Annotated in this window: 11 protein-coding genes and 1 riboswitch; of the genes, 3 read left to right on the forward strand and 8 right to left on the reverse strand. The window is 46.4% G+C overall.

Annotated elements, in window-relative coordinates:
* Positions 1 to 349 precede the first annotated feature (349 nt).
* Positions 350 to 1,753, forward strand: a complete 1,404-nt coding sequence (gene dnaA / locus Tanf_RS08145) for a chromosomal replication initiator protein DnaA (RefSeq protein ID WP_041590470.1) — start codon at positions 350 to 352, stop codon at positions 1,751 to 1,753.
* A gap of 11 nt (positions 1,754 to 1,764) precedes the next feature.
* Here dnaA and Tanf_RS08150 read toward each other — a convergent pair whose 3' ends face one another.
* Entirely contained in the window at positions 1,765 to 4,158 is a 2,394-nt protein-coding gene (locus tag Tanf_RS08150; protein WP_080948594.1) for an ABC transporter permease, read from the reverse strand.
* 357 nt (positions 4,159 to 4,515) lie between these two features.
* Positions 4,516 to 4,872 carry a 50S ribosomal protein L19 gene (gene rplS / locus Tanf_RS08155; RefSeq protein WP_046825509.1) on the reverse strand — a complete coding sequence of 119 codons (357 nt, stop codon included), beginning with the start codon at positions 4,870 to 4,872 and terminating at the stop codon, positions 4,516 to 4,518.
* Positions 4,873 to 5,130: 258 nt separating this feature from the next.
* On the opposite strand from rplS, the gene Tanf_RS08160 reads away from it, so the two are divergent.
* Both Tanf_RS08160 and Tanf_RS08165 read left to right on the forward strand, forming a co-directional pair.
* Entirely contained in the window at positions 5,131 to 8,133 is a 3,003-nt protein-coding gene (locus Tanf_RS08160; protein WP_046825510.1) for a serine hydrolase domain-containing protein, read from the forward strand.
* A gap of 398 nt (positions 8,134 to 8,531) precedes the next feature.
* Entirely contained in the window at positions 8,532 to 9,269 is a 738-nt protein-coding gene (locus Tanf_RS08165; protein ID WP_041590472.1) for a lysophospholipid acyltransferase family protein, read from the forward strand.
* A 20-nt stretch (positions 9,270 to 9,289) separates the two neighbouring features.
* Here Tanf_RS08165 and Tanf_RS08170 read toward each other — a convergent pair whose 3' ends face one another.
* From Tanf_RS08170 to Tanf_RS08195, 6 genes are all read right to left on the reverse strand, one after another.
* The gene (locus Tanf_RS08170) at positions 9,290 to 10,759 is read right to left on the reverse strand and encodes a phytoene desaturase family protein (RefSeq protein ID WP_046825511.1); all 1,470 of its coding nucleotides are present in this window, start codon (positions 10,757 to 10,759) and stop codon (positions 9,290 to 9,292) included.
* A gap of 39 nt (positions 10,760 to 10,798) precedes the next feature.
* On the reverse strand, positions 10,799 to 12,025 hold the full coding sequence (locus Tanf_RS08175; RefSeq protein ID WP_074452610.1) for a beta-ketoacyl-[acyl-carrier-protein] synthase family protein: 1,227 nt from the start codon (positions 12,023 to 12,025) through the stop codon (positions 10,799 to 10,801).
* A 104-nt stretch (positions 12,026 to 12,129) separates the two neighbouring features.
* Positions 12,130 to 13,845, reverse strand: coding sequence for an SGNH/GDSL hydrolase family protein (locus Tanf_RS08180; protein WP_046825513.1), 1,716 nt, complete (start codon positions 13,843 to 13,845; stop codon positions 12,130 to 12,132).
* A gap of 20 nt (positions 13,846 to 13,865) precedes the next feature.
* Entirely contained in the window at positions 13,866 to 15,335 is a 1,470-nt protein-coding gene (locus tag Tanf_RS13855) for a hypothetical protein (RefSeq protein WP_052449053.1), read from the reverse strand.
* A gap of 6 nt (positions 15,336 to 15,341) precedes the next feature.
* Positions 15,342 to 17,375 (reverse strand): M13 family metallopeptidase, encoded by a 2,034-nt coding sequence (locus tag Tanf_RS08190; RefSeq protein WP_046825514.1) that lies wholly within the window; start codon positions 17,373 to 17,375, stop codon positions 15,342 to 15,344.
* Positions 17,376 to 17,632: 257 nt separating this feature from the next.
* The gene (locus tag Tanf_RS08195) at positions 17,633 to 18,268 is read right to left on the reverse strand and encodes a DUF3256 family protein (protein ID WP_014223501.1); all 636 of its coding nucleotides are present in this window, start codon (positions 18,266 to 18,268) and stop codon (positions 17,633 to 17,635) included.
* Positions 18,269 to 18,354: 86 nt separating this feature from the next.
* Positions 18,355 to 18,549: riboswitch (cobalamin riboswitch) on the forward strand.
* The last annotated feature ends 33 nt before the right edge of the window (positions 18,550 to 18,582 follow it).

The following is an 18,582-nucleotide window of genomic DNA, read 5'->3' on the forward strand; positions in this document are numbered from 1 at the left end:
AATAAACTTAGAGCTATTCTATATAAAAAAAAAACTTGCTTTTTTAGAAATAGAAGAACAGACCGTTTGTTGGCGACTTTTCCGTGAAAAGAAGAAAAGTTTATGCAATGTGTAAAAAAAGAACACTCCGATATAAAACAGTCGTATTTTCAAGAAGTCATGTTCTCAAAGCAATCATAAGATATAAAGAATCAGCACAGTATACACAAACAGTTCGTATACAATTTCCTATTGAGCGTCAACCTGCCTATACCGGGACGATCTTCATTTTTTATTTTGAAAATAATGTCGACCTTTACAACTCGAAAATCAAATTGAATATTGTGGAATTATTTATCTATTGTTAAATATGGGATCAGACTGTCAATTATTATGGAGTAGATGCTTATCCATTATCAAAGATATCGTGCCGGAAGCCGCTTATAAGACATGGTTTTTACCGATTGTTCCTTTGTCTTACGAAGACCATAAGGTCACGATTCAGGTACCCAGCCCTTTCTTTTACGAATATTTGGAAGCAAACTACGTCAGTGTACTCAAGATGACGATCCCCCGTGTCTTTGGCGAGGGAACGATTTTGAATTATCGCGTAATGGTTGATCAGGGTTCTTCAAATGGAACGGTAGATTATCCGACCGAAAACGGCGTTGCCGCTCCTCAACGGAATACGCCGCTCGATGTGAACAAAGTCCCGTTCACTCCCTTTTCGCAGGTGGCTCCGCAAGATCTGGATTCACAATTGAATCGGAAATATACTTTTGAAACGTTCTTCGAAGGAGTCAGCAACAAATTGGCACGCACAGCCGGCGAGGCTATTGCAAACGATCCGGGAAAAACAACCTTTAATCCGTTGTTTGTCTATGGACCCTCAGGGGTTGGGAAGACTCATCTGTGTCATGCCATCGGTATTCGCATTCGGGAGTTGCATCCGGAAAAACGTGTATTATACGTGTCGGCGAACCGTTTCCGCATACAATATACGGATGCTGTACGGAAAAATACGTCGAACGACTTTTTGAACTTCTACCAAAGTCTGGATGTCTTGATTCTGGACGATATCCACGAACTGGTGGGGCTGGTCAAAACGCAGCAAGCGTTCTTTCATATATTCAACAACTTACATCAATTAGGTAAACAACTGGTACTGACGTCGGATAAGGCACCGGTCGATATGCAGGGTATGGAAGAGCGACTGATCACACGTCTCAAATGGGGACTCACAGCCGAACTGGGACGTCCCGATCCGGAATTACGCAGAAAAATTCTGCGTAATAAGATCGCTCACGAAGGATTGGTTATTAACGATGACGTGTTTAACTATATCGCCGACAACGTGACGGATAATGTCCGTGATTTGGAAGGAGTTTTAGTCTCCTTGATGGCCCATTCGTTGATAAACAACAAAAGTATTGATATGGCAATGGCTCAGCGGGTGATTGCCCAGACGGTAAGGATTGAAGAAAAGCAACTCTCTATTGAGAAGATTCAGGAGACGGTATGTCACTATTTTAACCTCGAAGAGGCACTGATTCAAACCCCTTCACGGAAAAGAGAAATTGTACAGGCACGTCAAATCACAATGTATCTGGCCAAGAAATATACCGAATCGTCATTTTCGCATATCGGTAAAATCGTTGGAGGAAAAGATCATGCCACCGTTTTGCATGCTTGTAAGACCGTCAAAGATCAGATGGAAATAAATAAAACTTTCCGTTCGACCGTTGAAACCATTGAAGGTTGTTTAAAAAACTAATGAATAAATCCCTATTCGCTTTTCAGCGTTTTAACAGGGTTGATCGTAGCGGCACGCCAACTTTGCCACGAGACCGCCGCAACGGAGAGCAGCAGTACAGATAATCCCGCGAACAGGAAAACCCACCAGTCAAGAGTGGTTTTGAATGCGAATATCTCGAGCCATTTTGTCATCGCCATATAAGCTCCCGGCACGGCTAACAAAAAGGCTATTCCTATCCAGATCACAAAGCGATAATTCAGCATACGAAGGATGTCGGAGGGCTGTGCTCCGTTTATTTTACGGATACCGATTTCTTTTGTCTTCCGTTTCACGATGAAAGCCATTATAATAATCAATCCCAATGTGGCCACCAGCAGACACAATGCCGAAAAGATATGGGTAAGTTGCTCTGCATGCAATTCGTTATAGTAGATGCTGTCGTACACATCGTGCAGGAAGGTGTACTGTGCCGGATATTCCGGGTTGATTTCCTGCCATACACGGTTAAATGTGCGGAGAGCTTCTTTTGTATCATCGGGTGAGAGATAGACCATAAGGCAATGTTGAAAGAGGGCGCGTTGCAGCAGTAATTGAGGGATAGCATCGTCATAAGTCGTCGTATAGTTAAAATTTTCCGTTACCCCTACAATCATCCCTTTGTTGATGTAATCAACTCCGCCCTGTCCATGACGAATATGCAGCCGCTGTCCGACAGCTTCGTTCGGAGTGTTGAACCCGAGTATTTCCGCCGCTTTTCGGTTGATAACGTATTCTTCCGTTATGTCAGGCGCAGGTTTGCCGTCTATCGAGTCGAAAAGCATTTGCTCTTCTTCTTCGAGGGTACGTAATCCTTTGCTAAAGCTCGTTCCCGAAAGAAGGCGGATACCAAAGAATGGGATAAAATCTTCACCGACAACCAATACCGGAATTCGTCGACCTTCGTCTTCGCTCTCCTGATCGGTACGTACATACACGCCGTCGCGAATGGCTGATCCGGGCAACTGCATGGCGGAGGTTACTCGACGAATCTCGGGATGCTTAGCCAGATCGGTTTTCAACAGTCCGTAGCGTCGTATCACGCTCGCCGGCTGTTCTCTCATCACTAAAATCGTGCGCTCTTTACCTCCGACTTGCATGGTACGGATCAGCCCGATTTGGCGTGAGATACAAACGCTCACAATGACTACAAACATAACTATCGCATATTGCCCGATCAGCATATACCTGATATTCGACAGTGTAAAACCCGTACCGTAAGAATGAAACTGCATGCTTAAAAAACGTGTGGAAGACATCTGACGGATAACCGGTATAACGGACGTTATCATCACCAAAATCGGAAATAAAACGCAGAGCAAGAGTAGAACTTTTGTATTTGATGTTACTTCGGGAAATAAACCGGGCATCACCGATTGTGCCAGAAGTAGCCCGGCAAGCACCGCAGCGCCTCCAAGAATCAGCGCCAGCAGACATTCGTCCCAAAAGACGCGCCACGATGAAGCACCATTGAGTCGTAACAACTGATAATATCGGCGATTGAACGAAAAAATCAGTCCGGCATTCAGCCATAGATTAAAAAGGACAATTAACAGCAAAAGTAGATTGGCGCAGGCAATTAAATAAATGTAATAGATGTTACTGTTGGGTTCGTGTTCACGCTGGAAATGGCTATGCAAATGAATATCGGTCAGCGGAAACAGCAAAGGAAATACCTTACGCGGAGCATTGCTGTTCAGTTTTTTCAGATTGGCGGTAATCCCTTGTTGCAAGTCTGCTATATTGGTTTGAGGATGGAGCAATAGATAAACATATGAAAATAAGTTCGTAGCATCGTCCGGTAAATGAACAAGTAAATCCGTATGGAAATGAGACGTTTCCGGAAAATCTTCAAAAACGCCGCTGATAAACACTTTCCGGTCGGCAAATTTACGTCCGTTAACGAGTTCGAACTCTTTCCCTACGGGGGAAGCATCGCCAAACAACCGATTGGCATAACTGCGGCTGATTACAGCTTTCTCCGGAGAGTCCAAAACCGTATGCGGATCACCGTCTAAAAGTTTAAAATCAAACACCTCAAAAAAATTTCCACTTACAAAATAGAAATGATCCGTCAAGTAATTTCTCCCTTCATGCCGTAACTCTCCACTCTCACTCTTGTGCATCCTGACGACGGCTTCTATCCCCGCGACACCTGCTAATGCCGGATCGGACGGTGCAAATCCGTGGATACGCACATCGATCGGTTCATTCTCTGTCTGAAAAGATAACCGGACAATCCGTTCGGCATGGCGGTGAAACCGGTCGTACCTCATTTCCTTGCGAACATAGGCATACGACAACAACAGACATGCAAAAATAACCGACAGTCCCAACAAGTTGACCAATCGCAATGATTTGCTTTTATTCAATCGCCTTAACAACATCTTATTTCGTTCTTTAGATTCTTCCGATCATGTTCTTCCAAAAACGATGCCAACATGTTAAACATCCAAATACAAGCTAATTATCAAAATCATTTCCGCTTTATTGTGTCTAAAAATTAGACATTGCTGTCCATTTTTTTGACACTATAGCCTTTTGCATAAATGTCGCTAATACCACTGATTTTTTTATTTCAATTAGGTGCTTCGGTCGCAACAAACGTAAAAAATTACGAAGGATGCTCTCCTTCGCTTTCATCCGTCTCCTCCAAAAAGTTCATGCATGCTTACACAGTAAAAAAAGGTGTACCAAAACATTGCGTTTTGACACACCCTCTTTTAATTTTGTTACGAGATCGATTAAATCGTAGAAATTCTCTTTTCTTTGATACGCGCTTTCTTTCCGGTAAGTTTACGCAAATAATACAATTTGGAACGACGTACTTTACCAACTTTATTAAGCACAATACTCTCAATAAAAGGTGATTCGATCGGAAATATTCTTTCCACACCCACATTTTCGGACATTTTTCGAACCGTGAAACGCTTCTTGTCGCCTTGTCCCGAAATGCGAATAACCACACCTCGATACTGCTGAATACGCTCTTTGTTTCCTTCTTTGATTCGATATGAAACCGTAATCGTATCGCCGCTCTTGAACGCGGGATGTTCTTTTTTAGTAGCAAACGCTTCCTCTGCAACCTTAATTAAATCCATTGTTTATAGCTCTTTATATGTTTATAACTCGAACAAAACGCAACATAACGGGTCTCACTCTTCCCCGACAGCGATTACGTAAAGCGGGTGCAAAGATACAAAAAAAAACAGATACACACGCTTTTTCAAAGCATGTTTTTATGTCTATCCGAACGGAAAAAATCCCTTTGTATGATCGCCTGTTGATAAAAAGCAAATGAATTATTGTTGTTTTTTGTCCTCAGGCGTGTATTTTTGCGGGATATAAAAACATAACGCATGAACAGGATCAATTATATTTTCAGGATCAATTATATTTTGCTGTTTTGCTTGTTGGGGCTGAAGATGACGTCGCAAGTGGAGCCAACCTTATTCCGGAAAGCAAATAAAGCGAAGATGAACCATTGGGTTGATTCCATATATCGGACAATGACGGAAGACGAACGGATCGGACAGTTATTTATGGTCATCGCCGAACCGAAGTCGGATGCTGCCAATATCCAAAAGATTGAAGGCTATATTACGAATCAGAAAGTGGGCGGTGTACTTTTTCACAAAGGCAATCCGTTGACGCAGGCTGAAGTGACGAATCAACTGCAAAAAATTTCGCGCGTACCCTTATTTATCGCTCTTGACGGAGAGTGGGGATTATCAATGCGCCTAAGCGAAACAACACGTTTTCCCAAAAACATGATGCTGGGGGCTATTGAAGACCTCCGTCTGATTGAAGCTTACGGAGCCGAAGTCGGACGGCAATGTCGGGAGATGGGTATCCATATCAACTTCGCACCGACCATCGACGTGAACAGCAATACGGACAATCCCGTTATCGGTCTCCGTTCGTTCGGGGAAGCTCCTGATGCCGTGTCGGAAAAAGGCGTAGCGTATGCGCGCGGACTTGAAAGCACGGGCATCTTCTCCGTAGCGAAACATTTTCCGGGACACGGCGATACGTCGAGCGACTCACATCATACCTTACCCGTTTTACGCCGCTCGATAAAAGAGATGGACCGTATTGAACTGTCTCCTTTCCGTTATTATATCCAGGCCGGATTTGCAGGCATTATGACGGCTCATCTGTATGTGCCGGCACTTGACAAGAGAGAGAGACGGGCGGCTTCGATGTCGGATGCTATCGTTACGGATCTGCTGCAGAAGAAAGACGGCTTTCAGGGACTTTGCTTTACGGATGCTCTCGCCATGAAAGGTGCCGAACACAACAAGCAGGAAAGCCCTTCGGTTCTGGCCTTAAAGGCCGGTAACGACATTGCTCTCGCCCCAAACAAACTGGCCAAAGAAATAGAAGCCGTAAAAGCAGCGATTATCGATGGGACACTCTGCAAAGAAGTTATCGCTTCAAAGTGCAAAAAGGTCTTGTCGTATAAATATATTGCCGGATTGAGCCATGATCGTCCGATTAAAATCGAAGGCCTTTCCGAACGGTTGAACTCCACCCATGCGACCTGGTTAGCAGCCAGGTTAAACGAAGAAGCGATTACGTTATTAAAGAACGAATCGGACTATCTACCTCTGAAACAACTCGAAAAGAAAAAGATTGCCTTGCTTTCCATCGGCGATACGTATGACGAAGAATTTCAATCTACATTGGGTAAATATGATACCATTGATCATTACAGGATTACCCTATCGACAAAGGAAGCGGAGATCGAGACTATCGTGCGCGATTTAGAGAAATATGATGTGATTATCTGTGGTGTCTATACGGTACGAATCAACGAGCATCCCGCATTAGCAAAACTCGCCGCACGGAAAGATTGGATATATGTTTTCTTTACCCTGCCTTACTTCTGCAAAGAGTATAAAGTGTCTATCAAGCATGCCAAGGCTGTAGTCATGGCGTATGAAGGAACTCCTTTCGCACAGGAATATGCAGCGCAAGCAATATTCGGCGGTATCCCGACGAAGGGTAAACTGGCTGTTACCATCCCCGGGTTGTTTTATGCGGGAACGGGCATCTTTACGGAAAAGACGCGTCTGGGGTATCATCTTCCCGAAGAGGTGGGGATGGATGCCGCCCGTTTGGCGGAAATCGATGACATTGTCAAAGAAGGATTGCGCAAAGAAGCCTATCCGGGATGCCAAGTATTGGTAGCCAAGAACGGAACGATCATATACGACAAATCGTTCGGATACTATGATTATCAACGAAAACAGAAAGTAACGAGCCATTCGGTGTATGATCTCGCATCGGTTTCAAAAGCAACCGGTACCTTGCTGGCCGTAATGAAAACTTACGACGACCGGTTGATCACATTGAACGGCCTTGTCTCCTCATATATCCCGTCCCTACGGGAAACCAATAAAGTGCATCTGACGATTGAGGAACTGTTGTATCACCAGTCCGGCATCGTACCGTCCATTCCTTTTTATATGAAGGCCATCGATGAAAAAAGTTATACAGGCAAGTTATACAGTCGTACCCAAAGTTTCACCCACCCCGTACGTATAGATGCACACACTTACGCCCGTAACGATTTCAAGTTCCTCCCTCACCTGGTGTCGAAAACGAAGAAGCCGGGGTTCACGGCCGAAATCGCGAAACATCTCTATGTGCACGATTCGTTCAAGGATATCATCATGCAGGAAATCAAAGAGTCGAAACTGGGAGAACGCGGCAAATACAGATACAGTTGCGTGAACTTTATTCTGTTGAAGATGGTTGTTGAGCAGCAAACCGGGCAACCGATGGACAAGCTCCTGCAGACCCATTTCTTCGACCGGCTGGGAGCGTGTACAACGACTTACAATCCGTTGCATAAAATGGACACGATGGTCATTGTTCCGACTGAAAACGATGAGTTTATACGTCGGCAATTACTGCGTGGTTACGTACATGACGAAGCAGCCGCCTTTCAGGGAGGTGTTTCGGGAAATGCCGGTCTGTTCTCCAATGCGGGCGATCTGGCCAAACTGCTGCAATTGTATTTGAATGGTGGTACGTATGGCGGCGAATCGTATCTTTCAACCGAGACGTGCAAGCTTTTTACACAAAGCAAAAGTCCTACCTGCCGCCGTGGGCTCGGATTCGATAAACCCGATACCGGCAATCCGGAGGCGTCGCCTTGTGGAACATCGGCGCCCGCCTCGGTCTACGGACACACCGGATATACCGGAACGGCCTTTTGGGTAGATCCGGACAATCAATTAATCTATATCTTCCTAAGTAATCGGGTTCATCCGACGCGTTCTAATGGGAAACTGTCATCGCTGGAAATTCGCACACGCATCCAAGATGCAATCTATCGCGCAATAAAGAAATAGAAGAAGAGGCTGCCCGCAAAGTCTTCGACTTAGTCAGACAGCCCCTCCCCTTTCTCTACCTGTTCATTGTTCGTTTTATTCTATCCTTTTGCTGTTCTTATTCAGCATGATATGACCAACATATCCTAAAAGAACGAGCACAAGCCCTAAAACAAGCATGACATTACTCCCGGCACTTCCGCTTATTGCAGGGATTGCCAATACGATCACTCCAATCAGAAGAACAAGAACTCCTAAATACCTTAATGCACTCATGGTTTGATATTTTAATTATTATTACATGCTAATTTTAAGCACAAATAAAGGAATAATTCTTTGATTCGAAAAATATTTCGGCAAAAAAATGATGAATTGAATCAAATAACCTTTTATATTTGCCCTTAGAAAAAGACAAACAGATGTTGAGAATACTTTATGCCGTTTACTTTGGGTTGATCGCAATCCCTGTTTTTGTGGTACATACCATTCTGACTGCCCTGATCGTTACCGTCGGTTGCCTGCTGGGAGGAGAAAAATTCTTTTCGTTCTATCCGGGGATGCTCTGGTCGAAGGTGACATGCCGGCTGGCCATGTGTCCGGTCAAAGTGTATGGACGCGAGCACCTGCATAAAGGACAATCGTATGTATTTGTGGCCAATCATCAAGGGGCATTCGATATTTTTCTGATATACGGTTTTCTGGGTGTCCCCATGAAATGGATGATGAAACGGGGACTGGCTAAAATTCCTTTTGTAGGTTATGCTTGTCGTGCCGCAGGATTTATTTTTGTCGATAATTCATCGCCGAAAGCAGCACGACGCAGCATTGCCGAAGCAGAACAAAAACTTAAAAACGGGGCATCGTTAACGGTTTTTCCGGAAGGATCACGATCAGAAACGGGGAAAGTCGGGCGTTTTAAGAAAGGAGCCTTTCAGATAGCGTTGGACCTCCATTTGCCGATTGTTCCCATTACGCTGAACGGACCTTACCATGTCTTACCGATCGGATCGTGGCGTGTACGGCCTCATCGCATGGAGATGGTGATTCATCCCCCCATCCATGAGACGGAACAACCGATAGCTTCAGGTAGTTTGCAGCAATATGCCGATACCACAAAACAAATCATCACGTCTGCCCTTTGGGAAGAGTTTAAGTAGCTGACCGGCTCTCTTTTCCCTTATCCTCTTCGAAAGTCTTTCGTTACCGTCTTCATACCAAGAATTTCGGCACAAGTAAAGAAAGACGTTACAGATACGCCAAGAATACCGTGCAAGCTCAGATTCTGTCCTGTTAAAAACAAGTTAGGAATCGGCGTACGCGGCATTAGCACGGTGCTTATCGGAGAAGTACAGTCTTTTCGGATACCGTACGCCGAACCGTCGACCGTATTCGTATAACGGCGGTACGACAAAGGCGTACTGGTATATATCTCTTCGACGGCATCGCGCAGCCAGGGAAGCCGGCGCACAGCAAAAGCAATGCATGCCTCGGCCTTTGCACGCTTTATCGCAGCATAGTCTGCATCACGAGGCCTATCTTTCCAGCGTTCCACCTCAGCCCACGACATGGGGGTAAGCAAATCGATGTTCGGTGTATAGCTGTCACCGTTTTCCGGTATCTTATAACTGATAAACATACCGGAAAGCTCTTTATCAAAACGATATCGCCAAAGGTCGGACGTCTCGTCATGAAGGTAAATGTTGCGGTTGCAGTAAGGCACACTGTCGGGACGCAGCCGGACGTTAGCTGTAAATACACCGGCCGTATTAGGCAGATGCGTGATGCGTTTGCGAAAAGCTTTACGGATACACCGGCTCTCTTCGAGTATCGAATACGTATAGGCCGGATGGGCGTTAGAGATAAAAAAGCGGGCGGTAAGCTGCTCGTCACCGTTCACCTCTACTGCCGTGATTCGACCGTTCGTTTCGATCAGCCGGGTTGCCCCTGCCCGGGGACGCACAGTACCTCCCATTGCCTCGATCTGCCGTACCAAACGATCGGCAATCTGCGATCCTCCGCCACGCAACCGCCATGCACTCTGGATATAAGAATTATGAATCTGAGCAAACGTATAGAGCGGCAGCTTGTCGGCATCCAGCTCCATCTTGAGTGAAGTGCCCGAAAGTACCTTTCGCAACAGCGGATCGTCGATTGTTTCATGCAGAAATTCATACGCCGAACGTCCGAACAAGGGAAGAACATATTTTCCATTCATTACGTCTGGATTGAACACGTCGAGCAGATGCTGGCCGACCGTTTTCAGAAAAGCGGTATAAGCCTCCAACTGTTTGCGCTGATGCGGAAAGGATTCTGCCAATGTATCGACAAAACGTTCGTGTCCGTTGGCAAAGAAGTAAGGCCGTTCCCCGATAATCACTTCGTCGAACAGATCGTCCATTCGTTGCCACGGCAAATCGAGCAGCCCAAAATAACGGAAGAAAGGATAAAGCGATTCGCCTTCACCCAGTCCTCCGACATAATGAAAACCCGTGTCGAACGTTACACCTTTTCGCCGAAAAGTCTGTAAGCAACCGCCGACCTGTGTATGTTGTTCCAGTACGCATACATTCAACCCGTGACGGGCTAATATAAAACCGCACTCCAGACCGCCCAAGCCTCCTCCGATAATAATTACGTCGTAATTCACTGTAATATATATATATTGACAGGCAGATGATACTAACGGTCAGCCGTTCATATTTCGGATAACAAGGGTCGAGTTTGTTCCGCCGAAGCCAAACGAGTTCGACAGAAACATATCAAAATGCTTATCGATGCGTGTTGCGGGAATATTGAGTTTAGCCGAGTCTTCATCAGGATTTTCAAAATTGAGATTCGGCGCGATAAAATCATTTTTCATCATCAGCATCGAGTAGATGACCTCGCTTGCTCCCGCCATCCACATCTCATGTCCGGTCATAGACTTGGTCGAAGTAACTTCCGGCTTCCAGTCGTCAAACACACTGTCGATAGATTTCGCTTCATTCTTATCGCCCACAATGGTTGAAGTCGCATGTGCATTCACATAGCCGATCTCGCGGATGTCTATGCCCGCTTGCTTAAGCGCCATACGCAATGAGCGTACCGGTCCTTCGACGTTCGGCACCGAAATATGGTCACCGTTCGACGAAAAACCGTATCCGCACACTTCGGCGAGAATCGGTGCCCCCCGGCGTACGGCCGATTCATAATCCTCGAGGACCACCGTTGCGGCGCCCCCACCGGGCACCAATCCGTCACGGTCACGGTCGAACGGGCGGGAAGCTTTCGTCGGCTCACTCTCTCTGACCGAGAACGCACTAATCCCGTCAAAGCTACTAACGGCAAACGGGTTAATCTCTTGGGCTCCCCCACAAATCACACAGTTTTGCAGTCCGTCACGGATCAGCAACATGCCCAGACCTATCGCATGCGATCCGCTCGCACAAGCGCCTGAAACCGTCAGGTTCATACCTCTTAACTTAAAGATGCACGAGAGATTCATCGTCACCGTCGAATTCATTGACTGAAAAATCGCTCCCGAACCGATCAAGGTCGTGTCCTTCTTTTCACGCAAGATGTCCACACTTCTGACCATGGCTTCGGAAGTGCTGTCGTTCCCATAAAGGATACCTACTTCATGCTGTTCGATATAACCGGTATCCAACCGTGCCTGCGCCATCGCTTCACATGTGGCGACGTAAGCATATTTGGCCTGCTCGGGCATATATCCGCGTTGACTGCGGCTGAGTATCCCTTTCAATTCGGGAATTTCGAGATGCCCCGTCAGCGCCGAACGAAATCCCATTTCCTTACGGACAGGATCATAGATTATTCCTGATTTTCCATGATAAAGCGATTCTCGCACTTCGTCCAGATTCTTCCCGAGGCACGAATAAATACCCATCCCGGTAATCACTACTCTTCTATTCACGTTGTTCTTGTTATGTTATCGTCCGTATAAAATTTAATAAAAACAGACAAAAAAAACCAGTCTATGGATACACAAACCCCAAAATACAACCTCCTCACTCTATCTTATTCCGCTACCTTCGCGGCGATCCGTTCATATCCTTTTGCATTGGGATGCAAACCGTCTCTGAAAAGTGTTTCATCGATCTTCCCGTCGGGTTTGAGAAAGTAACTGCCCACATCACAGTATTCGTAACCCAACGGAAGCACAGCCTGCTCAATCTTGCGATTCAGTCCGGCTACGCGTTCCTCCATCGCACGACGCGGATAAAGGGCAACGACTTTGATGGCCGCCTTGGGCTGACGCTCGCGAATCGCGGCCAGCAGAAAGAGTAGTCCTTCGACGATATCTTCGTCGCTATCGAAAGTCAAATTATTGGTACCGATATTCAGCACAACCTTTTCGGCTTCAAATCCGTCCAGCTCGCCATGGTATACTCGCCAGAGTACATTCTGGACATAGTCCCATCCGTAGCCCATGTTACGGTATCCCGCCGGCACAAACACTCTGTTCCAACTTTCCTTGCCATCTTGAATCCTGTGCGCTCCTCCCCAATAGTGGGTGATGGAATTACCCATGATGACACGCCGCGGAGCCTGTTCGGCATTCTGGCGAAGGATATCCTGATGCCTCGCCTGCCAGTCGTACGTACCCGGCTCACGGCGTTGCGTCACCGGAATCATGGTGCTCTTCGTTCCTTTCGGCATACGCAGAAGCTGACGCAAAAATGTTTCATGATGCCCGGCCAAAACGACCATGCCATAATCGTTCGGGTGAATCCCTTCGGCCGTTGTCTCCGTTGTGCGGACACTTTCGTCGAACGTCATCAGATGCAGGTCTTTGACTTCGTTCTTGAGTTGGTCGTACGCCTTCTGTGCCGCCTCATTCGCTTCCGCCACCTGAGTACGTGTCAATGCCTGCACCTCGTCCTGATTAAATCCGGTATGCTGCACGATCACAATCGGAGCGGCATGCTTCGCACGAATGGTGCGCACCGCTTCGATGGTTCGACGCGTTTTCTCTTCGACTGTAAATTTACCGAGATTCGGATAGCAATCCAGCAAATAGGCCGCTCCGTCTACTTCGTTAATATACTTAAGCACCTCCGGTTCGAGTTGTCCGTTACCCGAAAAACCGAAATTCACGACCGGCCAATCGAGTTTACGAGCAAGGATATTTGTCCATGCATTGCCCGGTCGCGAGGCGCATGCGCCTTGTGCAATTGAGGTACCGTAAACAACGATCGGCTTTTCCCTTCGCACCGGTTCGACCTTAAAGATCGATCCTTCGGGGACTCCGATTTCCATCCACGTCACCGAATTATAAAGCGGAAGATACAGTCGATATTCACGTTCCATCTTCGAACTCAGGTCGGTATACGTATAAACGATCGTATCTCCGAAAAGGTATTTAACTCCGTTATCCATCCAGTGTCCCTGTTTGTCGACGGAGTACAAATCCACTCCTGAGACACCGGTCGACGGCATATGCGGCATGTTCAGTCCACCACTCACCGTATATCGAACGCGTATTTCGGGAGCATTCGTATAAAAATAGATCGCCAACCCGGCAGCGTTGCGCGATAATTTCCAAACCGGCTCACGTACCTCGGCGCGGGCACGATCGGGAAGGCGTGCATAGCTATTCTTCATCTCATCAGCCCAGCCGCGTTGCTGAATGCAAGGTATTTCACTCTGTTGCGGATTGAACCACTTTATGGCCTGCGCCTGCATACTCATCGAGATCAGGCACAGACCTATTACAGTATCTATTTTATTCATACTTGAAAAATTTGTTTGTTTTATGGTATCACTATTTTTCGTACCGTACCGTTGCTCAACGACACGATATACATTCCCTGCGGCAACGTGAAGCAAGTCTCGCCTTCGTTCAGGTTTTGTTTTCGAAGCAATGCGCCGATTATTGTGTAGATATGCACTGTCACAGGACGAGTTACCGTCAAGCAAAGCTGCTCTCTTTGTGTGCGAAACGACACCTCCGACTCGACCACAATATTAGCTACCGGCTCCGTCAACGACACCTCATACGTCATCGTCAATTGGGGATATGCAAGATTTGTCACGGTACAAGTCAACGTTTTGCCCACATACGATTCGGCAAACGAGAAAAGTCCTTCTCGATGAGCATCAGGAATCACGGGAGTCCCTTTATCCGTCCAAACAAAAACGGATGCCGTACCGTTCATCTTATACTCGCTCCTCAGATCGATTTTGTCGGATGGAGCTGACAACGTCACTTTGGCTTGCGGCGCATAAGAACGCAAATACGACAGCTGGGGTAACGTGGAAAAAGTAAAGCGGTTTCTTTCACACATGATTTCCAGCTCATTCGACGGATTAGGCGGTAACTTTAACGTATGCATCCCATTATTCATCAATGATACAAATTCAATGTTCAGGCATCCCGACACATCTAACTCCGGGACATTGTTGGAATAAAAAGCTAACGTTTTCAATGCCGTACACCCGGACACATCAAGAGACGTCAGGTTGTTTTCGTAGGCGCGAATCAATCTTAACGATTTACAGCCAGATACATTTAGAGTTGTCAATCTGTTTTGATAACAAGTCAGTCGTTCTAATTTTGTCAAATTCGAGACGTCGAGTGATGTGAGTTGATTCGTACGCAAAGCCACATCTTTCAGTTTCCGATTATGAGAGAGATCAATGCTCTTCAGTTTGCCGTTGGCCGCATAAAATTCTACAAGTTCCGTATTGTTCGACAGGTCTATTTGTTCGAACCGATTCCCGCTCGAACAGAGAAACGTAAGCTTCGGGTTATGCGTCACGTCCAGCTTCGTCAACTGATTATAACGACAACAAAAATGTGTTAGATGGATATTGGTAGAGATATCGATCGACTTGAATTCGTTATCGAAACAATCGAGATAAGTCATCTTCGTATTGCCGGTAACATTCAACGATTGCAACAGATTCTTCTCACAATGCATGACCAATAGATCGGTAAAGCCACTGACATCCAAATTGCCTCCCAGTTTCTTCCCCTTCCAGTCTATGGTTTCCACATGCCCGTTCGCATTCCATTTCAGTCCGGAGACGTTCTTCCAATCTACTACATCAAGCGAAGCAACGCCCAATTGTTCATAATTCTTTTTCCCTTTTTCCGCCGAATTTTGGATTAAGAACGCTTTCAGCTTTGCTACTTCCTGCGTGTTATACGTCTGTGCCGTCAGGCGCAAAGCACCTGACAGACAGACGATACTTGAAAATAAGATCACGATTTGTTTCATTATGTACTACCAGATCGTTACCCGTTTTTCTTTGGCGATATACATCGGACTGTTCTCCGTGATACCGAATGCCTGATACCATGCATCGATGTGCGGCAGTTCGCCGTCTACGCGCCATTTACCCAAGGCATGAGGATCGGTCTTCGTGCGACGAAGAATTTCTTCGTCCCGAATATTCCCGGCCCAAACGCCTGCATACGCAAGGAAGAAACGCTGGTCGGGCGTAAAGCCGAGCTTGTTCTCCAGTGTTTTGCCGGCTATCGCATTTTTAAAGGCCTGGTACGAAATCTGCAAACCGCCGTAATCGGCCAGTGTTTCGCCCAATGTAAATTTACCATTGGCATGCACGCCGGGGGCTACCTCGATGTTATCGAAGAAGTCGGACATGACTTTGGCACGCTCCTGGAACTTCTCGGCATCCGATGCCGTCCACCAGTCTTTGAGGTTGCCGTCCTTATCGAATTGACGTCCCTGATCATCGAAGCCGTGAGTCATCTCATGGCCGATCACAACCCCTATTGCCCCGTAGTTGAAAGCGTCATCGGCATTCATATCGAAGAACGGATACTGAAGAATCCCCGCAGGAAAGCAAATCTCGTTCGTGGTGGGATTATAGTAAGCATTCACGGTCTGCGGCGTCATATACCATTCGTCCCGATCGACGGGCTTCGCGGCCTTATCGAGCATCTCGCGCATAGCAAACTGCACAGCCCGTTCGATATTCGCAAAGTAAGAATCTTTTTTTATCTCAAGCGACGTATAATCTTTCCATTTGTCGGGGTAACCGATCTTCACATAGAACGCATTCAGTTTATCGATTGCTTTGGCTTTCGTCGAATCGCCCATCCAGTCGAGATTACGAATCCGTTCGGCGTAAGCATTCTGCAAGTTATGCACGAGGTTCACCATGCGCTCTTTGGCTTCGGGTGGGAAATATTTCGCTACATATAACTGTCCTACGGCTTCGCCCAGACAGTCATTGACACTGGCTTGTGCACGTTTCCAACGCGGTTGCATCTCGGTCTTGCCCGAAAGTACTTTCCCGTAAAACTCAAAGTTCTGCGCATAAATCTCGTCACTCAAGTAAGACGCAGCATGATCGATCGCTTTCCATGAAAGATACGATCGGATCGCATTCAATGGTTCTTCGGCAATCAGTTTATTCACCTCGACCATCGGCTCCTCTTGCGATACGGAAAGTTCTTTGATCTGAACATTCAGAGTAGCGAGGAATTTTGTCCAGTCAATGTTCGGAACCAGTTTCTGGAGTTCGTCGACCGTCATTTTATGATAGTTCGCATACGGATCGCGTGTTTTCACCTTGTCGAAATGTGATTTGGCCAGACGTGTTTCAATACGCATCACATCTTCCATTTGTCGTTGTGCCTGTTCGCCCGGAATCCCGAACAATTCGAACATCTTGACTACGTGGTTTTTGAATTCGTTGCGGATTTTCATTGTGCTTTCATCCTCTTCAAGGTAATAATCGCGTTGCCCGAGCGAGAGTCCGCCCTGATAAGTCGAAAAGATGTTCTTTTTACTATCCATCACATCCGCATCGACATACACGCTGAAAAACGGCGACATGCCCGACAGTTTCATCTCAGCCAGGAAGGTCGACAGTTCGGCTTTATCGTTGAGGGTTGCAATCTTATCAAGCCACGGTTTCAACGGCGATGTTCCGTCGGCATTGAGCTTGGTACTGTCCATGGCAATATTGTACAAGTCGCCGATCTTTTGTGCCACCGTACCGTGCTCATGTTCTTTTCCTGCAATTTCTTCGATCAGACTTTTCAGTTGCTCGCGGTTGTCTTCACTCAGTTTGTCAAACGAACCGAAACGCGAGTATTCGCCCGTGAGGGGATGATTTTTGATCCACCCGCCACAAGCATATTGATAAAAATCAGTCCCCGGATTGGCGGTTGTGTCCAGGTTTTCGATACGGATACCGGCATCGTCTGTCAAGGTAGCCATCTTCGGATTTGAATTACAAGCCATCATCAATGAAATTAATGCTACTGATAAATACTTCTTTTTCATGTTAAATTCATGTTAAATGTTTTCTTCGGGCAAAGGTATACAATTCTATAATCAACGGAACGTATATCGTTCTTTTTTTTGAGTGGCCTTTCCATATTCGATGACTCGGACAGGACAATGATGGATACATACCAGACATTGTGTGCAATTTCTGCCCCAGTGCGGCTTTTTATCGACCAGTGCAATATTCGCGGTAAGACACTGTGAAACACAAAGGGAGAAGCCTTATCATCCACGTCGAATCTGGAAAAAATCACCTACTCAAAGCGTCCCTTTGCCCACGTAAATACTTTCGGTTCCGTTTTGAAAAATTGCTTCGCTTTATCACGCATAGCAGTGTCAAGATAGTACAAGGTCGTATACTCGGCAGTCAACGTCTGCGCATCTTCGTTTAACCGGTAAACAAATAAATCCATATCAAGTGCCGCCATCACATCAAGAAAAGCAACATCGGTCGTATCAACATCCGGCAGAAGAAAGTCATCGACCGAGACAGGGCTATACAAGCCATCGTCAGGAAGCGGCTTCCAGTCTGTCGTAAAGAAATGAATACGACTATCGGATACGGGAGCCGAGACGGTGGTAACCATACAAATAATCCAGGTATGGTTGACTAATGGAAGGCGTCTCAGTTCAACAGTGCTTCGCCCGCTCGTCTGTATTTTCAGATAGTCGGGGGTAAGTTTCATCAATTGCGATGCGCCCTGCATCATGTTCTGCAGCTTGGCTTCTTTTCCTGCCCGGTACAGATTCACCAGATCCTTCCGCCACGCATCTTCCAACCCGATCGTATATTCATCCGGCATCTTCACAAACAGCTCGGCCATATCCTGCGCTCCGACACCTACTATTGTGCATGCTGCCAACAGCATACTTATTATCAATTGTTTCATCTTCCTTCTTTTTAACGAATGGAGGTTCAAAGGTAGGCATTTTTGCAAAAGAAGACAATTTTTTTTGTCATTGCTTTTGTTTGCACTACCTTTGCTTCTGCAAAGGTTTTTCGGTTCGTCATGCACGAAGTGAAATGAAAAGGGAATCCCGTGAGAATCGGGAACTATCCCCGTAGCTGTAAGTTCTATTTATGGAGCACAACCTCCGCCACTGGTGCAAAATCCGGGAAGGCGTGCTTTACGGAACAAGTCAGAAGACCTGCCTTTTGCATACAGAACGGACCACTTTCGGGTGAAAGAGCAACAATGGATAA

This window comes from Tannerella forsythia (assembly GCF_001006485.1).
GTDB classification, from domain to species: domain Bacteria; phylum Bacteroidota; class Bacteroidia; order Bacteroidales; family Tannerellaceae; genus Tannerella; species Tannerella forsythia.